Source organism: Actinoallomurus iriomotensis, assembly GCF_030269445.1.
In the GTDB taxonomy this organism is placed as follows: domain Bacteria; phylum Actinomycetota; class Actinomycetes; order Streptosporangiales; family Streptosporangiaceae; genus Actinoallomurus; species Actinoallomurus iriomotensis.
This window is the reverse complement of sequence record NZ_BSTJ01000001.1, coordinates 1661551-1681876: the sequence shown is the minus strand read 5'-3', so window position 1 is coordinate 1681876 and position 20326 is coordinate 1661551. Positions and strand designations below refer to the sequence as shown.

Below are 20326 nucleotides of genomic sequence, written 5' to 3'. Positions count from 1 at the left end.
AGCAACCGTGACTGGAACCCGGCGCAAGACGAACGACGCGCCACCTGAGGACCTCGATGTGCCACCCGAGGATCTGCTGAACACCCCGCCGTTCGAGGGCGACCTGGCAGAGGAGCTCAAGGCCGACGAACGGCCGAGACGCCGGCCGCCGTCGGCCACCGTCCTGCTCGTCGCGGGCGTCCTGCTGGTGGGCGGCTTCGTCGGCGGCGTACAGGCCGACCGCCACTGGGGCGCCAAGAACTCATCCGACCCGGCGGCCGTGCTCGGCCAGCTCCGGCGAGGCACCGGGCAGGGCGGTACCCGGGGCCAGCCGGGCGGTGGTTTCGGCGGCTTCGGAGGCTTCGGCGGTCAGAACGGCGGCCAGAACGGCGGCCAGCCGGGCGGTCAGAACGGCGGTACGCCGACGGCGGGCAGCGGCACGTCGGGCACGGTGAAACTCGTCGACGGCGACACCATCTACGTCCAGACCCCGAACGGAATCGTCCGCGTGAAGACGACCGGCTCCACGAAGATCACCGTCGCCAAGAAGGCGACGGCCAAGGCCCTCAGGGCCGGCTCCAAGATCACCGTCCAGGGCTCCGCGGGCCAGGACGGTACGGTCACGGCCACGAGCGTCCAGGGCGGCTGACCGCCGACGCCGCGAGGCAGGCCCGGACCGCGGTGGGCGTGGGCGGCGGTCCAGGTGTCCGAGGTCGGCGTGTAGGTCGTCGTTCAGTGTTCGGTGGGCCGGGATGGTGGGGTGACGGCCGGCAGCGTCCAGGGCGGGTTGACCGTCGGCGTGGCGAGGCAGGTGCAGGCGACGGTCAAGGTTCTTAGGGTCGGCGTGCAGGTCCGTCATCGTTCAGTGTTCGGCGGGCCGGGATGGTGGGGTGACGGCCGGGAGCGTCCAGGGCAGGTTGACCGTCGGTGCGGCGAGGCGGGTGTGGTGGCGGTCAAGACGCTTGAGGGCGGCGTGTAGGTCGTCGTCCGGTGCTCGGCGGGCCGGGATGGTGCGGTGACGGCTACGAGTGTCCAGGGCGGCTGAGGGTCCGCGTCGCGAGGCAGGTTCGGACCGCGCGGCCCGCGTAGGCGAGGCGGATGAGGCTGGCGGCCGCGGCCGTCGCCGCCGGGAACACGGCGAAACGGCTCGGCGTGGCGGCGACCTGCACGGCGAACAGGGCGAGCAGGGTGAGGTCGATCGGGGCCGTACCGGCGGCGGCGATCGCCGCGGTGACCAGGGGACGGCCGGGCAACCGGCCGACGAGCCGGCCGGTGGTGGCCATCGTGAAAAGGGCGCCGGCGATGGCGGCCGCGAGGGCGAGCACGGCGAGGACGATGACCGGCCGGGCTTCGGCGGGCGTGCCGGCCCACTGCCAGGGCGGAACGGTCCTGCCGCCCATGGCGGTGACCGTCCACAGGCCGCCGATCAACGGGCCGGCCGTCACCAGGGGAAGCACGACCCGGCGAGCCTGGGCGGCGGCCAGTTCGGCGTGGAATCCCTCGGCGACCCGCTCGGGCCCGCCGAACTCCGCGACGGCGGCGCGGGCGGCCTGGACGGCACTCAGCCCGGCGGCTCGGTGGGCGTCGGACGCGTCGGCGAGACCGGCCTCCAGCTCGGCGAGGATGTCGCGGCGCGCCCTGGCGGGGCCGGTCAGCCGGGTGGCGATCTCGGCCAGGTAGGCCCCGATGACCTCGTCGACGGCGCCGGGACCGGTCACGACGTCACCGGCCGCCGATGCGGCCCGAGCAGGGCGGTGACGGCGGAGGAGAACTCCTGCCAGGCATGACGTTCGTCGTCGAGCGTCCGGCGGCCGCTGGGCGTGAGCTCGTACACCCGCCGGCGTCGCCCGCCTTCCTCGGACCACTGTGCGCGGACGTGCCCGGCGCGTTCGAGACGGCGCAGGGCCGGATAGATCGTGCCGGTGGGCAGGTCGAACCGGCCGTCGCTGCCCGCGCGCAGGATCTCCATGACCGCGTATCCGTGGCGGGGACCGTCCTCCAGCGCGGCGAGCAGCATGCCGTCCAGATGGCCCTTCAACGCTTGCGCACTCATACGTAGCAAAGCTACCGTCGGCGGTATGAGTAGTAAAGCTACATGTAGTGATACTGCTGTAGTGCGAAGGCTCGGCCGGTCCGGGCTCACGCGCCCGCGGGCGCTCGCGTACTGGTCGGCCACCGCCCTGGTCACGGCCGAACTGGGAGTCGGCGGCCTGTGGGACGTCGCCCGCATCCCGTACGTCCGCGACCTCGTGACGCACCTGGGCTATCCGCCCTATTTCCTGGTGCTGCTGGGCTGCTGGAAGATGCTGGGAGCCGCGGCCCTGCTCGCGCCGGGGTACGCGTTGCTGAAGGAGTGGGCCTACGCGGGCGTCCTGTTCACCTACAGCGGGGCCATCGTGTCCCACCTGGCCACCGGGTACGCGCTCGGGGAGCTGGCACCGCTCACCGCCATGACGGCCCTGACCGTCGTGTCCTGGTCACTACGCCCACCGAGCCGCCGAACCCACCGCGCGGCGGCCCCTTGACGCCGGCTCCGCCCCCCGGCCGTCGGGTGGGCCCCGTAGCGGACCCCTCCCTCCCGGGGGGCCATCCCAATTTCATCGTCCCAAGCTCGGGAAAGCAGCGGAAGAGCGATCCACGGCTTGTGGACAACCAGGGTCCGTACAGCGGGGAGCCGCGCGGGGGAGGGAACCCGCGCGGCCGGAGAGACCCGCGCGGGGGAGGAGAGCCCGCGCGGGGATCTGGGTCAGCTCGGTGACGGACGCGGGGAGAACGTCGGGAGCAGCGGCTTGCAGGTCTTGACCGCCTTGGCGACCTTCGGGTCCGCTGTGTTGAGGCCGCCGAGGAAGCCCGCGCCCGGGGAGCGGCGGGCGCCGGGGGTGCGCTGGGCTCCGGGTGTGCGCCGGGCGCCCGGTGTCGGGGTGGGCAGCTTCACTCCGTGGTCGGACAGGCAGCTGCGGTACGCCTGCAGTTCCTGCATGCCCTGTCCCCCGAAGCGGCCGCCCTGCGGGGCCAGTGACCGGCAGGCCTGGACCGCCTGCTGGTCGCCGCCGCCGAAGAAACCACCGCCGCCTCCGGACGGACGGCCCGACGGGCGTGCGGTCGGGATGTTCACGCCGTGCTGTTTCAGGCAGGCGGCGTACGCGGCGAAGCCGCCCGAGGACGCCGATCCGGAAGGCGAGGCCGCCGCCTTGTCGCCCGAGGAGGATCCGCAGGCCGCGGTGAGGAGCAGTGCGGCGCCCGTCGCCAGCAGCACTCCACCCTGGAGGATTCGCATGCTGCCGGATGGTGGCCCACCATCCTGGAGCCTGCCTCCGACGAACCTGAAAGGTTCCGCAACGCCAGGGTGGCGGACGCTCAGAAGGCGACGTTGCCGCTTACCTCGCCGCTCACCGCGCCGTCCGCGGCGATGGTCCGTTCGGCGGCGAGCACCCAGTGGCGCAGCTGGGCGGCGGCCTGCGGATCGCGGCCGGCGTCGTCGACGAGCGCCTTCGCGAGGGCGCGGATCGCGTCCGGGTCACCCGGCCGCTCGCCCAGGCGCTTCACCGCCTCGACGGATGTGGTGTTGCGGCCGAAGAGTCGCCGCACGACCGAGGTCAGCGACTGCCACAACTGCTCGCCGCCCTTTTCCGTGGTGCTGTTGAAGATCTTCGACAAGAGCGAGACCAGCGCCGAGACCGAAATCAGATCCACTATGCACACTCCGCCCATGATGACTCCTCTGCATAGGTTAGTTCGCTTGGCCGGGCCATACGCTGAAATCGCGCTGCGCAATTGCCGAAGATGTCCCGCCGGACCGGCTTTCGCGGCCCACTACGGTGGAACCGTGGGCCGCCGCGACGAGGGCCCGAGCACGGCACCAGCGCACCCGGCCAGATTCCGGAGACCCGATGAACCGGCTGAAGGACGCCACCAGCCCGTACCTGCTGCAGCACGCCGACAACCCCGTGCACTGGTTCCCCTGGGGCGATGACGCCTTCGAGGAGGCCCGGCGCAGGGACGTCCCGATCCTGCTCTCGGTCGGCTACAGCGCCTGTCACTGGTGCCACGTCATGGCCCACGAGTCGTTCGAGGACCCGGCGACGGCGCGGATGATGAACGACCTGTTCGTCAGCGTCAAGGTGGACCGCGAGGAGCGCCCCGACGTCGACGCCGTCTACATGGAGGCCACCCAGGCGATGACGGGCCAGGGCGGCTGGCCGATGACCGTGTTCATGACGCCGTCGGGCGAGCCGTTCTACTGCGGCACCTACTTCCCCCGCGCGCACTTCCAGCAGCTCCTCCAGGCGGTCTCCCAGACGTGGCGCGACCGGCGCGACGAGGTCCTCGCGCAGGGGCAGAAGGTCGTCGGCGCGCTGACCGGCGCGACCGGGCTCGGGGGCGGCGCCGCCCCGTCGGAGGAGGTGCCGGCCGCCGCCGTGCGCGGGCTCGCGGAGGGGTACGACCGGGTACGCGGCGGGTTCGGCACGTCGCCGAAGTTCCCGCCGTCGATGGTGCTGGAGTTCCTGCTGCGCCGCGCCGCGCGGGGCGGCGAGGGGCTGGAGACGGCCCTGGAGATGGCGGACGCCACGCTCACGGCGATGGCGCGCGGCGGCATCTACGACCAGCTCGGCGGCGGCTTCGCGCGCTACTCCGTGGACGCCGCCTGGGTCGTGCCGCACTTCGAGAAGATGCTCTACGACAACGCGTTGCTCGCCCGCGTCTACGCGCACTGGTGGCGGCTCACCGGCGCCGAGGAGGGCCGGCGGATCGCCCTGGAGACCTGCGACTGGATGCTGGCCGACCTGCGGACCGCGCAGGGCGGGCTCGCCAGCGCCCTCGACGCCGACAGCGAGACACCGGAGGGCCGGCACGAGGAGGGCGCCTACTACGTCTGGACGCCCGAGCAGCTCACCGAGGTCCTCGGCGCCGACGACGGCGCGTACGCCGTGGAGCTGTTCGAGGTCACCGGCACCTTCGAGCACGGCACCTCGGTCCTGCAGCTTCCGCGCCCGCCCGAAGACCGCGAGCGGTACGCGCGGGTGCGCGCGGCGCTGCTGGCGGCCCGTGCGCGGCGCGTCCCGCCGGGACGGGACGACAAGGTCGTGGCCGCCTGGAACGGCCTGGCGATCGCGGCGCTCGCCGAGTGCGGGGCGTACTTCGACCGGCCCGACCTGGTCGAGGCCGCGATCGAGGCCGCGCGGCTGCTGCGCGACGTCCACTGGCGCGACGGGCGGCTGCGGCGCACCTCACGCGAAGGCCGGGCCGGTGACAACGTCGGCGTGCTGGAGGACTACGCCGACCTGGCCGAGGGACTCATCGCGCTGTACGGCGTGACCGGCGACGCGGCGCACGCGGCGTTCGCGGGCGAGCTGCTCGACGTCGTGCTCGACCGGTTCGCCGACGGCCAGGGCGGGTTCTTCGACACCGCCGACGACGCCGAGCGCCTCTGGAAGCGCCCGCAGGACCCGACCGACAACGCGACGCCGTCCGGGCAGTTCGCCGCCGCCGGGGCGCTGCTGTCGTACGCGGCGCTCACCGGCTCGGCGCGGCACCGCGACGCGGCCGCCGCCGCGCTCGCCCCGGTGGTGCCGCTCGCCGAGCGGCACGCGCGGTTCGCCGGCTGGGGCCTGGCCGTCGTGGAGGCGCTGCTCGCCGGCCCGCTGGAGGTGGCCATCGCCGGTCCGGCCGACGACCCGCGCACCCGCGAGCTGCACCGTACGGCGCTGCTGAGTCCGGTGCCCGCCGTCGTGGCGACCGGCGACGGCGTCCCGCTCATGGAGGGCCGCACGCCCGTCGACGGACGCCCCGCGGCGTACGTGTGCCGGGAGTTCACCTGCCGTATGCCGGTCACCGAGACCGCCGCGCTTCAGAAAGAACTGACGACAGGCTGATTCGGTCACTGCGGACATTCGCTTACTGACCGTGCGTACGCGCCGAAAGGCCGCTCATTGGAATTTCTGTCAACATCGGCGCCGAACGGTCTTGATCTTTCAGTTATCGCAGTGTTACCTCAATGGCGGGCGCCTGTACGCATGATGCGGCCAGGCGAAGACGAGTGGTCCACACGGTGCACGGGTAGACGACCGTTGCCCGGTGGGCCATAGTCGTACGACACAGCGGGGATGAGGAGGGGTGCTGTGCGCTGGCCGAGCCGCCGCCGCATGCTGCCGACGGTCATTGGCGTCACTCTCGTCACCACGGTCGCCGCGGACATCGCGGTCGTCGTCGCGCGTGACCAGAGCGGTACCCCGGTGGGAACGAGCGGTGAGCGTCTCGTCGCCGCGACCGACCCCGCGGGCTACACGCCCGGCGCCGTCTCCGCGCTGCGGAAGGAGATCATCCCGCACGTCCTCGTCGCCTCCGACCAGACCATCCCCGCGGCGAACGTCGAGGCGGTCCGGCATGTGAAGGGCGTCAAGGCCGTCGAGGTGGTCGACGCGGCCCGCGCGTTCGTCGCCGGCAAGCGCGTCGGCGTGATGGGCGTCGAACCCTCGACCTTCCGCGCGTACACGCCCGAGGCCAGCGCCAAGTCCGACGCGCTGTGGCGCAACATCTCCGGCGGCGACGTCGCCGTCTCCTTCACGATGGGCAAGGACGGCGGCGTCCCGCTCGCCTCCTGGACCCAGATCGGCGGCACCGACCACAAGACCGCGGTACGCGTCGGCGCGTACGCCACAATGGGCATCGGCCAGGTCGACGCGGTCGTCTCGCACGCCACCGCCCGCTCCATCGGCATGCCGTCCGGCAACGCGCTGCTCGTCAGCGCGCCGCACACCGACGTCGCGAAGCTGCGCAAGGCGCTCGCCAAGGTGCTGCCGCACGGGGTGAAGACCGCGGCGCTGGAGTCGCGGTACGACGGCACGAGCGCGCCGGGCAGCTCGCCGAACGGCAAGGTCCTGACCGCGCCCGAGGTCAACACGGTGATCCGCGCGGCCGAGTCGAAGATCGGCATGCCGTACGTCTGGGGCGGCGAGTCCGACGCGGAGGGCGGCTACGACTGCTCCGGGCTCGTGCAGTACGCCTTCGCCAAGGCCGGCATCCGGATGCCGCGCACCGCCGACATCCAGGCGTTCACCGGCTGGCGGCTGCCCTACAGCCAGGCGCAGCCGGGCGACCTGCTCACCTGGAAGAACGACCCGACCTTCAACGGCGTTTCGCACATCGCCATCTACCTCGGCAACAACAAGATGGTCGTCGCGCCGCACACCGGCACGGACGTGCAGATCCAGACGGTCTACATGACCAACTTCTGGGGCGCCATCCGGGTCAACCCGCAACTCGCCGCCCGCAAGGCCGGCGGCGCCTGAGCGACCGCCACCACCGCAAGCGCCGAGGCGGCCACCTTGAGGCCGCCGCCGACGTCGTCTGGCGCGTCCGCCGGTAGGCCCGTCTCGTCCACGCGGCGGTGGTGCCCCGCCGACGGGAGGCGGAGCCCACACCAGGTCGTAGCCCCGCGCCGACGCGTCGGTGCCGAGGACGTTCCCGAAGTGCTGCGGGGCCATGAACAGCACACCGACGGCCCGAAGGCCGGCGGCGTCGTGCGCGGCCTACGTTCGGCGAGTGGCAATGAAGGCTTTGCTTGGCCGGTACGGCGTTAGTGTGTAATCATGATTACATGACTACGAATGACGGGCTGGAGAAGCTGCGCGGGTGGTTCACGGGGCGGCTTCCGGACGGCTGGTTCGAGGGCGCTCCCGAGGTCGTGCTGGACCGCGAGGAGATCAGCGTGATCGGCCGGCTGGCCGAGCCGAAGGCGGCCGAGGGCGCGTCCGAGGCGGAGCGCTCCGGCGTCATCGCCGGGCATGTGCAGCGCTTCCGCGAGGACACGCGTGAGCGCCGGGTCGACATCGCCCGCGAGGCCGAGCACCGGTTCGGTCGCAAGGTCTCCTGGGGCGTCCAGTGCGGGGACGAGACGACGATGTTCACCCAGCTGTCCGTTCCGGTGATGACGCGGCTGCGCCAGTCGGAGCGCAGAGTGCTGGACACCCTCGTGGACGCGGGCGTGGCACGCAGCCGCAGCGACGCCCTGGCGTGGTGCGTGCGCCTGGTCGGCAAGAACGCCGACGACTGGCTGGCCGAGCTCCGCGACGCCCTGCAGCACGTCGAGCGGGCGCGCGCCGCCGGTCCGCAGGTGTGAAGGCGGTAAAACGCACCGGCAACACATCAGAAACAAAGAGAATCGCGAAAGAGGTCTACTCCATAGGTCTAATCCAAAGGTCTATGCCAAAGGTCTAAACCAATGGCTCGAAAGCGTTCTCGCTAAACCAGCCCCACTCATGTTATAAATCGTTCCTCCGGGTACACTCGGAAAAACCCCTGGTCATTCAGCCGAGGGGCGTACCGGCTTGAAGGAGCGATCGTGGCGTACGAAGTCAAGGCCAGTTCCGTCGAGTGGAACCCCGGCCCGGAGCGACTACGTGAACTCACCGAGAAGATGCCCAACTCGTCGGTCACGGAGTTCGCCAACGTCGTGGTGAAGGCGAGGGTCGACAGCCGGAGCGCGAAGTCGACCTTCATCGCCGAGGACTCGACCAACACCACCAAGCAGACCATCACGCGGGCCGAGTACGAGCGCGTCGCGGCCGTGCAGGAGGACTACCTCGCCCGGCAGGACGTGGTCGTCGTCGACGGCTACATCGGCAGCGACCCGGAGTTCCGCACCCGGGCGCGCCTCGTCATCGAGGCCTCGAACGCCAACATCGCGGGAATGCAGAAGCAGCTCTACTACCCGGTCGGGGAGGACTACGACCCGGCGACGTGGGACCCGCACACGACGGTCGTCTACACGCCGAACCTGCCGATGGAGGGCTACCCGAACGACCGCCTCATCGCCGTCGACCTGAATTCCAACATCACGCGCGTCTTCAATTCGGACTACTTCGGTGAGTCCAAAAAAGGCGGCCTGCGAATGTGGAACAACATCGTCTACAAGCGTGGCGGCCTTTCTTTGCACGCGGGCTGCAAGGTCATTCCGGTGGGCGGCGAGAACAAGACGGTGTTGATCGTCGGTCTCTCCGGCACCGGCAAGACCACGACGACTTTCACCACCCAGCTCGGCAGTAAACCGGTCCAGGACGACTTCATCGCGCTGATGCCCCAGGGACGGGTTTACACCACCGAGAACGGCTGCTTCGCCAAGACCTTCGGCCTCGACCCGGAGTTCGAGCCGACGATCTACCACGCGACCACCAAGCCGGACGCCTACCTGGAGAACGTCTCCGTCGACGAGAACGGGAAGGTCGACTTCTTCGACACGTCGTACACCAAGAACGGGCGTACGACCTGGCCGTTCAAGTACGTCGACCCGTGGCCGGCCGACCAGGTGGAGCCCGCCGAGTTCCTGCTGATCCTCAACCGCAACGAGAACATCGTCCCGGGCGTCGCGCGCCTCGACCGCGCGCAGGCCGCGGCGTACTTCATGCTCGGCGAGACCACGGGCACCAGCGCCGGCGGCAAGGACGAGGAGGGCAAGTTCCTCCGCGTGCCCGGCACCAACCCGTTCTTCCCGCGCGACATGGCCGACATGGGCAACCGCATGCTCGAACTGCTCGACGGCCACGAGATGAAGGTGTTCGTCCTCAACACCGGCCGCGTCGGCGGCGGTGAGGGCGACGACCGGAGCAAGAAGGTCAAGATCCCGCACTCGTCGGCGATCGTGCAGGCCATCGTCGAGGACACCATCGAGTGGGAGCAGGACCCCGACTTCGGCTACGAGGTCGCCTCCTCCCTGCCGGGCATCGACGACATGGAGATCCTCCAGCCCCGGCGGCTGTACGAGCGGCAGGACCGGCTCGACGAGTACCACGCGATGGTGGAGCGGATGAAGGCCGAACGGCGGGAGTACCTGGCGTCGTTCCGCGGCCTCGATGAGGCGATCCTGAAGTCCATCCGCTGAGGCCTCAGCGGGCCTGAGAGGCCCTGCGGGCACGGCAGCGCCGAAGAGGCATCCTCACCTGTTGAGGGTGCCTCTCAGCGCGTCTGGTGGGGCTCAGGCGCCCCTGGTGGACACCTGGGGGTTTTCCGGCAGTTCATCCGTACGGGCCCCGCATGCGGAGCTGAGCGCGATAATTGACTGCTCACACCATGGCGCGGAACTGGGAGTAGGTGCGGCTCATGAGCCTGCGGGACCTTGTCTACAAGCTGTACGAACGACGGCTTGAGGCGAGGCTGAACCCCCACGCGAACCCGCGCCACATCGGTGTCATCCTCGACGGCAACCGCCGGTGGGCCCGCTCGATGGGCATCGCCGACATCAACACCGGCCACCAGCGCGGCGCCGACAAGATCTCCGAGCTGCTCCAGTGGTCGCAGGAGACGGGCGTGGAGGTGGTCACGCTGTGGCTGCTGTCCACCGACAACCTCGGCCGGCCCGCCGCCGAGCTGGAGCCCCTTCTGCAGATCATCGAGAACACCGTCGAGGACCTCGCCGCGCAGGGGTGGCGCGTCAAGCCGGTCGGAGCGCTCGACCTGCTCCCCGACAAGACGGCCCGTGTCCTGAAACATGCTGAAGAAAGCACATCCGATGCCCCCGGCCTGATTGTGAACGTCGCAGTTGGGTATGGAGGTAGGCGTGAGATCGCTGATGCGGTGCGCTCACTCCTGCACGAACAAGCGAGCAGGGGCACCAGCATCGAGGAACTGGCCGAGGTCCTCGACGTCGAGCACATTGCCGAGCATCTTTACACCCGTGGCCAGCCCGACCCGGATCTCGTCATCCGTACGTCGGGAGAGCAGCGCCTTTCCGGCTTCATGCTCTGGCAGAGCGCCCACTCGGAGTTCTACTTCTGCGAGGCCTTCTGGCCTGACTTCCGCAAGGTCGACTTCCTGCGGGCGATCCGCGCCTACGCCGCGAGACATCGCCGCTACGGCTCCTGAACCATCTGGGAGGCCAGGCCGAATCCCCGGTTACGTCCGGGTTACTTATCGGCTTGCCTCTGTTCTCGGGTGGGGTGGCGGCTCTAGCGTCGAAACAGGTCCCCCCGAGGAAAGGACGCCTCCTCAGGCGGTCCGCCTGGGCAGGCGCCCGAAGGAGAACGAGTGGCCAGATCAGCCGCCACCCGGCGCACGTACGTCCTCGACACCAGTGTCCTGCTGGCCGACCCGGGAGCGCTGACCCGGTTCGCCGAGCACGAGGTCGTACTCCCGATCGTCGTGATCACCGAGCTCGAGGCCAAGCGTCACCACCCGGAGCTGGGCTACTTCGCCCGTGCCGCGCTGCGGACGCTCGACGACCTCCGGCTCGCGCACGGCCGGCTCGACGAACCTCTGCCCATCGGCGACGAGGGTGGAACGGTCCGGGTCGAGCTCAACCACAGTGACCCCTCCGTGCTGCCGGCCGGATTCCGGCTCGGCGACAACGACACGCGCATCCTCTCGGTGTCGCTGTCGCTGTCCCAGGAGGGGCACGACGTCGTTCTCGTGTCCAAGGACCTTCCGCTGCGGGTCAAGGCGGCCTCCGTCGGTCTGACGGCGGAGGAGTACCGCGCCGAGAAGGTGATCGAGACCGGGCACACCGGCATGGCCGAACTCGAGGTGACCGCCGACCGGCTCGAGCGCCTGTACGACGAGGGCCAGGTGGACCTGGACGAGGCGCGTGACCTGCTCTGCCACACCGGCCTGCGGCTGCTCTCCGGCGGAGGCTCCGCCCTCGGCCGGGTCATGCCCGACAAGTCCGTACGCCTGGTCCGCGGCGACCGTGAGGTCTTCGGCCTCCACGGGCGGTCGGCGGAGCAGCGCGTCGCGCTCGACCTGCTGACCGACGAGGACATCGGCATCGTCTCGCTCGGCGGCCGGGCCGGCACGGGCAAGTCCGCGCTGGCCCTGTGCGCCGGCCTGGACGCCGTGCTCGAACGCCGGCAGCACCGCAAGGTCGTGGTCTTCCGCCCGTTGTACGCCGTCGGCGGCCAGGAACTCGGTTACCTGCCCGGCACCGAGAACGAGAAGATGTCGCCGTGGGGCCAGGCGGTGTACGACACGCTCTCGGCCATCACCACCCCGGAGGTCATCGAGGAGGTCCTCGACCGCGGCATGCTCGAGGTGCTCCCGCTGACCCACATCCGCGGCCGCTCGCTGCACGACTCGTTCGTGATCGTCGACGAGGCGCAGTCCCTCGAACGCGGGGTGCTGCTCACCGTGCTGTCGCGGATCGGCGCCGGCTCGCGCGTCGTGCTCACCCACGACATCGCACAGCGTGACAACCTGCGGGTCGGACGACATGACGGCGTCGTGGCGGTGGTCGAGAAGCTCAAGGGCCACCCGCTGTTCGCACACGTCACCCTGACCAGGTCCGAACGCTCGCCGATCGCCGCCCTGGTGACCGACACGCTCGGCGACGTCGGCGTCTGAGCCTCTTCTCCTGGGGACCCCCGGCACCTTCGGGAGCCGGGGGTTCTCGTCACGCTGCGCGGTCGCGGAGCGTTCTTCGGTAGCAATGTGACCAAAGTCACAGTGTAGCCGAGAAAGCTTGGAAACCGCTGATAGCCGGGTGAATTGAGCGCTCTGTTCCTGATGTGACACGGTTCGCCGTGAGATCAGTCACGTCATTCCGGTTGCGGGGTACCCCCCGTCTTCGTGCAGTCTTGGGCGCCGTAAGCACTCCAGTGGGACAGCCCCCCAGTCCCGGCGTTCACCCCCGCCGTACGCCGCCATGGAGGGCGTGCCCTGCCCAGGGAACCGAACGGCCGCGCCGAGCGCGGCCTCGCCGGTTCCTGGAGTGAGGACATTCGTACGTGTGCCCATGCGCGTGCGACCTTCGGAAGGACCGCCTTGTACGGAGACCAATTCAGGTCACCCGGACGAGACGATCGACAGGACGGCGCCGACCCCCAGCAGGTGCCGTGGGAGACCGGCAGCGGCCCGGTCCCGACGCCGCACGACGACCTCAAGGTCGCCGGCGCACCTCTCAGCGCGCCCTCCGCCCACGACGACGGCGGGTACGACGAGACGCCCTCGTACGACACCGGCGACTTCGACCCGAGCGGCTACGCGCACGGTGCGCCCGACGGCAACGCCACCGCCGCGTACGACATGGGCGAGACGCCCGCCGACAACACGGCGCACGACATCCCCGTGTACCAGCCGGAGTACGAGCCGGAGCCCATGGACACCTCGGCCATGCCGCCGTACGGCGGGCCCGGGCCGGACCCCGCGCTCACCCCTGACTTCGAGGGCGCGCGCCACAGCCCCAGCGCGGGCAACAAGCGGCTGATCCGCTTCGCCGCGGTCGCAGCCGCCGTCGCCGTGGTCGGCGGCGGAGGCGTCGCCTGGGCGGTGACCGGTGGCTCCTCCTCCTCGGACCGGCACAACAGCACCCAGCAGGTGCAGGCTCAGGCCCCGCCCCCCGCGCCGCTGACCGACGCGCAGCGCGCGGACGCCGAGAAGCGGCGCCAGAAGGAGCTGAAGAAGCGCGCCTCCCGCGCCGCCCGTAACACGGTGGTCCGGCCGAGGCTGCTGGCCAAGGGCACGCCTCCGCCGAAGCCGAAGCCCAGCACCCCCAGCGCGGGCAACCCGGTGCCGGCGGGCGAGGCGCAGCGCATCGCGCGCTCGCTGCTGCCGGGCTACGGCTGGAGCCCGAGCTCGCAGTTCGGTTGCCTGGTCAACCTGTGGAACCGCGAGAGCGGCTGGAACGTGCACGCCGCCAACCCGTCCGGGGCGTACGGCATCCCGCAGGCGAAGCCGGGCTCGAAGATGGCCAGCGCCGGGCCCGACTGGCAGAACAACGCCACCACCCAGATCAAGTGGGGCCTCGGCTACATCAAGGACCGGTACAGCACCCCGTGCGGGGCCTGGTCGCACTCCCAGTCCACCGGCTGGTACTAAGGGTCGGGCACACAGTGGTTCACAACTCCATACGTGGTTCCGTTGCGCCGAAGGCCGTCGCCACGCTGGCCGGCCTCGGCGTCGCGGCGGGGCTCGCCCTGGCGGCGCCCGCGCGCGCGGCGTCGCCGAGCACGGCCGCCGCGCGGATCGTCGCGGCGCGGCACCACAAGAAGCCCGACACCGGCGACCGGCGTCACCACGCCACGCGCCAGGAGCAACGAAACGGCGCGGCGGCGGCAAAGAACCGGTAACGGCCCGGCACGGATGCCGCCCGCGCGGGTGTCGCCCCGCCGGGGCCGCGGAGAGTGTCCTGGCTGTGCATCGATACATCATCCGGATCACCGCGGCCATCGGCTGTGCCGTCACGGTGGGCCCGTGGGCGCCCGGCCGTACGGCGACGGCGCAGGTCCGCGCCGACCATGACTCCGCACACGACTCCGGCCGCGTCGACGCGCTGGAGATCTCCGCGCCGTTGCGCAACCGGCTGCTGGCCGTGGCGCTCATGACCCCGCGCGGCTGGTCGGACCGGCAGTGGCGGTGCCTGGACCGGCTGTGGACGCGCGAGAGCAACTGGAACCACCTGGCGCGCAACCGCTCGTCCGGGGCGTACGGGATCCCTCAGGCGCTGCCCGCCACCAAGATGCGCAGCGCCGGCGACGACTGGCGCGGCAGCGCGGCGACGCAGATCAAGTGGGGGCTCGGCTACATCGCCCGGCGGTACGGCACCCCGTGCGCGGCCTGGGGCCACGCCGAGGCCGCGGGCTGGTACTGAGGCGCGCCGCCCTCAGGACCCGCTCGGACGGGTCATCGCGAGGGTGTCCAGTGCGGCGTCGAGCTGTTCGAGCGTCAGGTCGCCGCGATCGACGTATCCGGCGTCGAGCACGACCTCCCGGATCGTCCGGCGTTCGGCGAGCGCTCGCTTGGCCACCTTGGCGGCCTCCTCGTAGCCGATGTAGCGGGTGAGCGGCGTGACGATGGCCGTGGAGGAGGCGGCGTACTCCCGGCCGCGTTCGGCGTCGGCCTCGATTCCGTCGACGCACTTGTCGGCGAGGACGCGGGAGACGGAGGTCAGCAGGCGCAGCGACTCCAGCAGGTTGCGGGCCATCATCGGCATCATGACGTTGAGCTCGAAGGTGCCCGCCGTGCCGCCGTAGGCGATGGCGGCGTCGTTGCCGATGACCTGTGCTCCGACCTGGCACACCGCCTCGGGGATGACCGGGTTCACCTTGCCCGGCATGATCGAGGAGCCCGGCTGGAGCTCGGGCAGGCGGACCTCGGCCAGGCCGGCGCGCGGACCGGAGTTCATCAGGCGCAGGTCATTGGCGATCTTGATGAGGCCCGCCGCGATGGTCCGTAGCACCCCGCTGGTCTCCACGAGGGCGTCGCGCGCGCCCTGCGCCTCGAAGTGGTTCCGGGCCTCGGTGAGCGGCAGATTTGTGTCGTGCGCCAGCTCGGCGATGACCCGCTGGGCGAAGCCGGCGGGCGTGTTGACGCCCGTCCCGACCGCGGTGCCGCCCAGCGGCAGCTCGGCCAGGCGCGGCAGGGCGGCCTCGAGACGCTCCACGCCGTACGCGACCTGGGCGGCGTACCCGCCGAACTCCTGGCCGAGCGTGACCGGTGTGGCGTCCATCAGATGGGTGCGGCCCGCCTTGACGACGGAGGCGAACTCCTCGGCCTTGCGCCCCAGCGCGTCCGTGAGATGCCGGAGCGCGGGGACCAGCTCGTGCACCACGAGACCGGCGGCCGCGATGTGGATCGAGGTGGGGAAGACGTCGTTGGAGGACTGGGAGGCGTTGACGTGGTCGTTGGGGTGGACGGGACGGCCGAGCCGTTCCTGGGCGACCGTAGCGATGACCTCGTTGGCGTTCATGTTCGACGACGTGCCGGAGCCGGTCTGGAACACGTCGATCGGGAAGTGCTCGTCGTACTCGCCCTCGGCGACGGCGAGCGCGGCCTTCTCGACGGCGTCGGCCATCTCCGGTTCGAGCACGCCGAGCTCGGCGTTGACCCGTGCCGCCGCGGCCTTGACGCGGGCGAGCGCCGCGATCTGCGCGCGCTCCAGCCGCTGGCCCGAGATGGGGAAGTTCTCCACCGCCCGCTGCGTCTGGGCCCGCCACTTGGCCCAGGACGGGAGCCGGACGTCTCCCATGGAGTCGTGCTCGACCCGGTGTTCCTGCTCGGACATCTGATGCCTCCCGGAACGTTGTGCCGACAGCATCGACCCTATGCGCGGCGGAGATCGTCCCGCCGGCCGGGCCGGGCGGCGGCCACCGCTCTCGCGAGGAGGCCGACCGCTTCGGCGAGGCGGTGCTCGGCCAGGCGGGCGTAGCCGACCACGATCGCGGGCGGGCCGGGCCGCCCCACGTGCATCGGCGCGACGCCCTCCACCGCCACGCCCAGCGCGGCCGCCCCGGCGACCACGGCGGCCTCGTCGCAGTCTCCGGGGAGCTCGGCGTACGCGTGCAGGCCGGCGGAGACGCCGTGCACCCGCACCTCCGGCAGGCGTTCGGCCAGCGCCGCCACGAAGGCGTCCCGCCGGTCCCGGTACGTCCGGCGCATCAGCCGCAGGTGCCGGGAGTACTCCCCGCCGGCGATCAGGCGTGCGAGGACGTGCTGGTCGAGCACTGGCGAACCGAGGTCGTACAGGGCGCGTGCCGCCCGCAGGCGTACCGCCAGCCACGGGGGCGCCACCGCCCAGCCGATGCGGAGAGCGGGCGACAGCGCCTTGCTCACCGAACCGGCCAGCAGCACCCGCTCCGGCGCGAGCCCCTGCAGGCAGCCGACGGGGTCGCGGTCGTAGCGGAACTCCCCGTCGTAGTCGTCCTCGATGACCAGCGCGTCGACGTCGCGCGCCCAGTCGATCAGCGCGGCGCGGCGCCGGGGGGAGAGCACGACCCCGGTGGGGAACTGGTGGGCCGGCGTGACCAGCACCGCCCGCGCCCCCGTACGGGCCAGCGCGTCGACGTCGATGCCCTCCTCGTCCACGGGTACCCCGGCCAGCTCGACGCCGGTGGCGCGGATCATCGGGATCTGGTGGTGGCCCAGCGGGTCCTCCACCGCGAGCAGCCGGTGTCCCTCCTCGATCAGCACGCGCGGGACGATCGCCAGCATCTGGGCCACGCCCGCGGTCACGACGAGCGCCGCCGGGTCGGCCACGGCGGCGCGCACCCGTGCCAGGTGCGCGGCCAGCTCGGCCCGCAGCTCCGGCACGCCCGCCGGATCGGGGTAGTTCAGCGCGGCGTGCGGCAGTTCGCGCAGGACGTCCCGCAGCGTCGCCGCCCAGCGGTCGCGGGGGAACGCGGCCAGGTCCGGCTTGCCCGGCCGCAGGTCGTAGGCGATGCCGGGCGGGTCGGCCGGGCCCGCCTCGGTGCCGGCGGCGAGCCGTAGCGCGCGCCGGTGCGCCTCGCTGCGCGCCTCCGGCGCCGGGCGTACGGCCGGCGCCGGCGCGACCCGGGTGCCGTCGCCCTGCCGGGACACCACGAAGCCCTCCGCGACGAGCTGTTCGTACGCGGTCACCACGACGCCGCGCGAGACGTCCAGGTCGGCGGCCAGGTCGCGGGTCGAGGGCAGGCGCGCGCCGGGGCGCAGGCGTTCGTCGCGCACCGCCGCGCGCAGGCCGTCGGCGAGCTGGGCCGCGAGCCGTCCCGCCGACCGGTCCAGAGTGAGATGCAGGTCCAATGGTCCTCGAAACGTGGCGCGGATTGGTCCTCGTGAGGGAACCATTAGACCCCTAGCGTCTCAGCGCATGGGGCAGAACACCAACATCCGGGGCATCGTCCAGGCCGCCGTCGCCATGACCACCGTCGGCACGCTCACCGCCGTCTCCGCCACCGTCTCCCGCTATCCGGTCTACGGCGGGCAGGCCGTGCGCTACGCGGTGGCGGCCGTCATCCTGCTGGGCGTGGCGCGGCTGCGCGGCCCGCGGCCGGGCCCGTCCGCCCGCTGGGAGTGGCCGCTGCTCGCGGCGCTGGCCGCCACGGGCCTCGCCGGGTTCAACGTCTGCATCGTCGAGGGCACCCACTACACGAGCCCCGCGACGATCGGGACGGTGGTCGGCTCGGTCCCGGTCGTGCTCGCCGTGGCGGCGCCGCTGATGGAGGGGCGGCGGCCGGCCGCGCGCATCGTCGCCGCGGCGGCGGTGGTGACCGCCGGGGCGGCCCTGGCCAACGGCCTGGGCGGCGGCAGCCTGCCGGGGCTCCTGCTGGCGCTGGGGGCGCTGGCCGGGGAGGTGTGCTTCTCGCTGCTGGCCCTGCCGCTGCTGCCCCGGCTCGGCGCGGTACGGGTCTCGGCCTACTCGGCGGCCGCCGCGGTGCCGATGCTGCTGGCCGCCGGGCTGGCCGTGGACGGCACGTCGGTGCTGCGGGTGCCGACCCGGGGCGAGGTCGCCGGCCTCGGGTACCTCTCGCTCGTCGTCACGGCCGGCGCGTTCATCGTCTGGTACGACGCGCTGGGCCGGATCGGCGCCGACCGGGCGGGGCTGTTCGCCGGCCTGATCCCGGTCAGCGCGGTGGCGACCACGGTGGTGCTCGGGCTCCGGTCTCCGGGCATGGCCGAACTCGGCGGCGCCCTCCTCGTCGGCCTCGGCGTGATCGTGGGTCTCAGGAGATCAGCGGAACGGCCACTCGCGGTTGCCGCCCCGGCGGACGATCACGATCCAGCCCACGACGAAGAGGGTCACCAGGATCAGGCCCACGACGATCAGCACCCCGAAGATCGCCGCTTCGTTGCGGAAAAGGCCGCTGATCACGGCGTGTGACATCAGAACCATGATTCCCCCAAAGCCGGACATACCCCTGTTTGACGGAACCAAGACGGTTGTCGAGCTGGTGTCCACCCCGTCGACGGGCCGCTCTACCCTGGTAAGCCTCACCAACACCGTGCCGCCTGTGAGGACACCGATGCCCGAGTTCGCCTTCACCGAACTGCTTCCGCAGGGTCCCGACGAGACCGAGTACCGCCTGCTGACCACCGACGGGATCAGCGAGTTCGGGGCCGGAGACCGTACGTTCCTCCAGGTGGAGCCCGAGGTGCTGCGACTGCTCACCGAGACGGCGATCCACGACATCTCCCACCTCCTGCGGCCGGCCCACCTCGCGCAGCTCCGCCGGATCCTCGACGACCCCGAGTCCTCCCCGAACGACCGGTTCGTCGCCCTCGACCTGCTGAAGAACGCCAACATCGCCGCCGCCGGTGTCCTGCCGATGTGCCAGGACACCGGCACCGCGATCGTCATGGGCAAGCGCGGGCAGCACGTCCTCACCGACGGCGACGACGAACGCCACATCGCGCGCGGCGTCTACGACGCCTACACGCGCCTGAACCTCCGCTACTCCCAGCTCGCACCGCTGACCATGTGGGAGGAGAAGAACACCGGCAGCAACCTGCCGGCCCAGATCGAGCTGTACGCCACGCCGGGCGACGCGTACAAGTTCCTCTACATGGCCAAGGGCGGGGGCAGCGCCAACAAGTCGTTCCTCTACCAGGAGACCAAGGCCGTCCTGAACCCCAAGCGGATGCTGACCTTCCTGGAGGAGAAGATCCGCTCGCTGGGCACCGCGGCCTGCCCGCCGTACCACCTGGCCATCGTCGTGGGCGGCACGAGCGCCGAGTACGCCCTCAAGACCGCCAAGTACGCCTCCGCGCACTACCTGGACACGATGCCGACCTCGGGCGGCCCGGCCGGGCACGGCTTCCGCGACCTCGACCTGGAGCAGCAGGTGTTCGAGCTCACCCAGCAGCTCGGCATCGGCGCGCAGTTCGGCGGCAAGTACTTCTGCCACGACGTCCGCGTGATCCGGCTGCCCCGGCACGGCGCGTCCTGCCCGGTGGCGATCGCGGTGTCGTGCAGCGCCGACCGGCAGGCCCTCGCGAAGATCACCCGCGACGGCGTCTTCCTCGAGCAGTTGGAGCCCGACCCGGCGCGTTTCCTGCCCGACACCACCGAGGACGACCTTGAGGGCGACGTCGTGCGCATCGACCTCAACCGGCCGATGTCGGAGATCCGCGCCGAGCTCGGCCGGTACCCGGTCAAGACGCGGCTGTCGCTGAGCGGCCCGCTCGTGGTCGCCCGCGACATCGCCCACGCCAAGATCAAAGAACGCCTCGACGCCGGCGAGCCGATGCCGTCGTACCTGCGCGACCACGCCGTCTACTACGCCGGCCCGGCCAAGACGCCGGAGGGCTACGCCAGCGGTTCCTTCGGCCCGACGACGGCGGGCCGGATGGACTCCTACGTCGAGCAGTTCCAGGCGGCGGGCGGATCGTTCGTCATGCTGGCCAAGGGCAACCGGAGCAAGCAGGTCACCGACGCCTGCAAGGCGCACGGCGGCTTCTACCTCGGCTCCATCGGCGGACCCGCCGCGCGGCTCGCGCAGGACTGCATCAAGAAGGTCGACGTGCTGGAGTACCCCGAACTCGGCATGGAGGCCGTCTGGAAGATCGAGGTGGAGGACTTCCCGGCCTTCATCGTCGTGGACGACAAGGGCAACGACTTCTTCGCCGACACGACGGGCCCGCTGCTGACCATCGGCCGCCGCTGACGCGGTGC

The 20326-nt window shown here is 71.4% G+C and carries 19 protein-coding genes; 13 read left to right on the top strand and 6 right to left on the bottom strand.

Going from position 1 to position 20326, the window contains the following annotated elements; all coding sequences use genetic code 11:
• Window positions 1–7 precede the first annotated feature (7 nt).
• Window positions 8–628 carry a hypothetical protein gene (locus tag QSK37_RS08000; protein ID WP_285618608.1) on the top strand — a complete coding sequence of 207 codons (621 nt, stop codon included), beginning with the start codon at window positions 8–10 and terminating at the stop codon, window positions 626–628.
• 373 nt (window positions 629–1001) lie between these two features.
• Here QSK37_RS08000 and QSK37_RS07995 read toward each other — a convergent pair whose 3' ends face one another.
• Both QSK37_RS07995 and QSK37_RS07990 read right to left on the bottom strand, forming a co-directional pair.
• Window positions 1002–1697, bottom strand: coding sequence for a permease prefix domain 1-containing protein (locus QSK37_RS07995; protein ID WP_285618606.1), 696 nt, complete (start codon window positions 1695–1697; stop codon window positions 1002–1004).
• A complete protein-coding gene (locus tag QSK37_RS07990; RefSeq protein WP_285570971.1) occupies window positions 1694–2032 on the bottom strand; it encodes a PadR family transcriptional regulator in 339 nt (112 codons plus the stop codon). Before QSK37_RS07990 ends, QSK37_RS07995 begins: the two co-directional genes overlap by 4 nt.
• 61 nt (window positions 2033–2093) lie before the next feature.
• Here QSK37_RS07990 and QSK37_RS07985 point away from each other — a divergent pair, with 61 nt between their 5' ends.
• Window positions 2094–2504, top strand: coding sequence for a DoxX family protein (locus QSK37_RS07985; protein ID WP_285618604.1), 411 nt, complete (start codon window positions 2094–2096; stop codon window positions 2502–2504).
• Window positions 2505–2725: 221 nt separating this feature from the next.
• Here the strand turns inward: QSK37_RS07985 and QSK37_RS07980 are convergent, their stop codons facing one another.
• Complete coding sequence (locus tag QSK37_RS07980) at window positions 2726–3256, bottom strand: hypothetical protein (RefSeq protein WP_285618602.1); 531 nt, start codon at window positions 3254–3256, stop codon at window positions 2726–2728.
• 80 nt (window positions 3257–3336) lie between these two features.
• Complete coding sequence (locus QSK37_RS07975) at window positions 3337–3690, bottom strand: hypothetical protein (RefSeq protein ID WP_285618601.1); 354 nt, start codon at window positions 3688–3690, stop codon at window positions 3337–3339.
• A gap of 179 nt (window positions 3691–3869) precedes the next feature.
• On the opposite strand from QSK37_RS07975, the gene QSK37_RS07970 reads away from it, so the two are divergent.
• The 9 genes from QSK37_RS07970 to QSK37_RS07930 all read left to right on the top strand — a co-directional run bounded on the left by QSK37_RS07970 (window position 3870) and on the right by QSK37_RS07930 (window position 14551).
• On the top strand, window positions 3870–5852 hold the full coding sequence (locus QSK37_RS07970; RefSeq protein WP_285618599.1) for a thioredoxin domain-containing protein: 1983 nt from the start codon (window positions 3870–3872) through the stop codon (window positions 5850–5852).
• A gap of 246 nt (window positions 5853–6098) precedes the next feature.
• Window positions 6099–7268, top strand: a complete 1170-nt coding sequence (locus tag QSK37_RS07965) for a C40 family peptidase (protein ID WP_285618598.1) — start codon at window positions 6099–6101, stop codon at window positions 7266–7268.
• Window positions 7269–7576: 308 nt separating this feature from the next.
• Window positions 7577–8098 carry a hypothetical protein gene (locus QSK37_RS07960; RefSeq protein ID WP_285618594.1) on the top strand — a complete coding sequence of 174 codons (522 nt, stop codon included), beginning with the start codon at window positions 7577–7579 and terminating at the stop codon, window positions 8096–8098.
• A 222-nt stretch (window positions 8099–8320) separates the two neighbouring features.
• Entirely contained in the window at window positions 8321–9856 is a 1536-nt protein-coding gene (locus tag QSK37_RS07955; protein WP_285618593.1) for a phosphoenolpyruvate carboxykinase, read from the top strand.
• A gap of 218 nt (window positions 9857–10074) precedes the next feature.
• Window positions 10075–10836: an isoprenyl transferase gene (locus tag QSK37_RS07950; protein ID WP_285618592.1), complete on the top strand. Its 762-nt coding sequence runs from the start codon at window positions 10075–10077 to the stop codon at window positions 10834–10836.
• A 162-nt stretch (window positions 10837–10998) separates the two neighbouring features.
• Window positions 10999–12306 carry an RNA 5'-3' helicase PhoH2 gene (gene phoH2, locus QSK37_RS07945; protein WP_285570944.1) on the top strand — a complete coding sequence of 436 codons (1308 nt, stop codon included), beginning with the start codon at window positions 10999–11001 and terminating at the stop codon, window positions 12304–12306.
• A gap of 420 nt (window positions 12307–12726) precedes the next feature.
• Window positions 12727–13779: an aggregation-promoting factor C-terminal-like domain-containing protein gene (locus tag QSK37_RS07940; RefSeq protein WP_285618590.1), complete on the top strand. Its 1053-nt coding sequence runs from the start codon at window positions 12727–12729 to the stop codon at window positions 13777–13779.
• A gap of 14 nt (window positions 13780–13793) precedes the next feature.
• Window positions 13794–14030 (top strand): hypothetical protein, encoded by a 237-nt coding sequence (locus tag QSK37_RS07935; protein ID WP_285618589.1) that lies wholly within the window; start codon window positions 13794–13796, stop codon window positions 14028–14030.
• Between the two features lie 65 nt (window positions 14031–14095).
• Complete coding sequence (locus QSK37_RS07930; protein WP_285618588.1) at window positions 14096–14551, top strand: aggregation-promoting factor C-terminal-like domain-containing protein; 456 nt, start codon at window positions 14096–14098, stop codon at window positions 14549–14551.
• Window positions 14552–14563: 12 nt separating this feature from the next.
• Here QSK37_RS07930 and QSK37_RS07925 read toward each other — a convergent pair whose 3' ends face one another.
• Both QSK37_RS07925 and pdxR read right to left on the bottom strand, forming a co-directional pair.
• Window positions 14564–15964 carry a class II fumarate hydratase gene (locus tag QSK37_RS07925; protein WP_285618587.1) on the bottom strand — a complete coding sequence of 467 codons (1401 nt, stop codon included), beginning with the start codon at window positions 15962–15964 and terminating at the stop codon, window positions 14564–14566.
• Window positions 15965–16002: 38 nt separating this feature from the next.
• Window positions 16003–17457 carry a MocR-like pyridoxine biosynthesis transcription factor PdxR gene (gene pdxR, locus QSK37_RS07920; protein ID WP_285618586.1) on the bottom strand — a complete coding sequence of 485 codons (1455 nt, stop codon included), beginning with the start codon at window positions 17455–17457 and terminating at the stop codon, window positions 16003–16005.
• 67 nt (window positions 17458–17524) lie between these two features.
• Between pdxR and QSK37_RS07915 the strand changes: the two genes are divergently transcribed.
• Both QSK37_RS07915 and QSK37_RS07910 read left to right on the top strand, forming a co-directional pair.
• On the top strand, window positions 17525–18535 hold the full coding sequence (locus QSK37_RS07915; RefSeq protein ID WP_285618584.1) for a DMT family transporter: 1011 nt from the start codon (window positions 17525–17527) through the stop codon (window positions 18533–18535).
• A 142-nt stretch (window positions 18536–18677) separates the two neighbouring features.
• Window positions 18678–20318, top strand: a complete 1641-nt coding sequence (locus QSK37_RS07910; protein WP_285618582.1) for a fumarate hydratase — start codon at window positions 18678–18680, stop codon at window positions 20316–20318.
• The last annotated feature ends 8 nt before the right edge of the window (window positions 20319–20326 follow it).

Coding starts and splice junctions, on each gene's coding strand:
- QSK37_RS07990 (WP_285570971.1), bottom strand. CDS start 2,032: ATGAGTGCGCAAGCGTTGAAGGGCCATCTGGACGGCATGCTGCTCGCC.
- QSK37_RS07950 (WP_285618592.1), top strand. CDS start 10,075: ATGAGCCTGCGGGACCTTGTCTACAAGCTGTACGAACGACGGCTTGAG.
- QSK37_RS07915 (WP_285618584.1), top strand. CDS start 17,525: ATGGGGCAGAACACCAACATCCGGGGCATCGTCCAGGCCGCCGTCGCC.
- QSK37_RS07975 (WP_285618601.1), bottom strand. CDS start 3,690: ATGGGCGGAGTGTGCATAGTGGATCTGATTTCGGTCTCGGCGCTGGTC.
- QSK37_RS07980 (WP_285618602.1), bottom strand. CDS start 3,256: ATGCGAATCCTCCAGGGTGGAGTGCTGCTGGCGACGGGCGCCGCACTG.
- QSK37_RS07910 (WP_285618582.1), top strand. CDS start 18,678: ATGCCCGAGTTCGCCTTCACCGAACTGCTTCCGCAGGGTCCCGACGAG.
- QSK37_RS07925 (WP_285618587.1), bottom strand. CDS start 15,964: ATGTCCGAGCAGGAACACCGGGTCGAGCACGACTCCATGGGAGACGTC.
- QSK37_RS07960 (WP_285618594.1), top strand. CDS start 7,577: ATGACTACGAATGACGGGCTGGAGAAGCTGCGCGGGTGGTTCACGGGG.
- QSK37_RS07970 (WP_285618599.1), top strand. CDS start 3,870: ATGAACCGGCTGAAGGACGCCACCAGCCCGTACCTGCTGCAGCACGCC.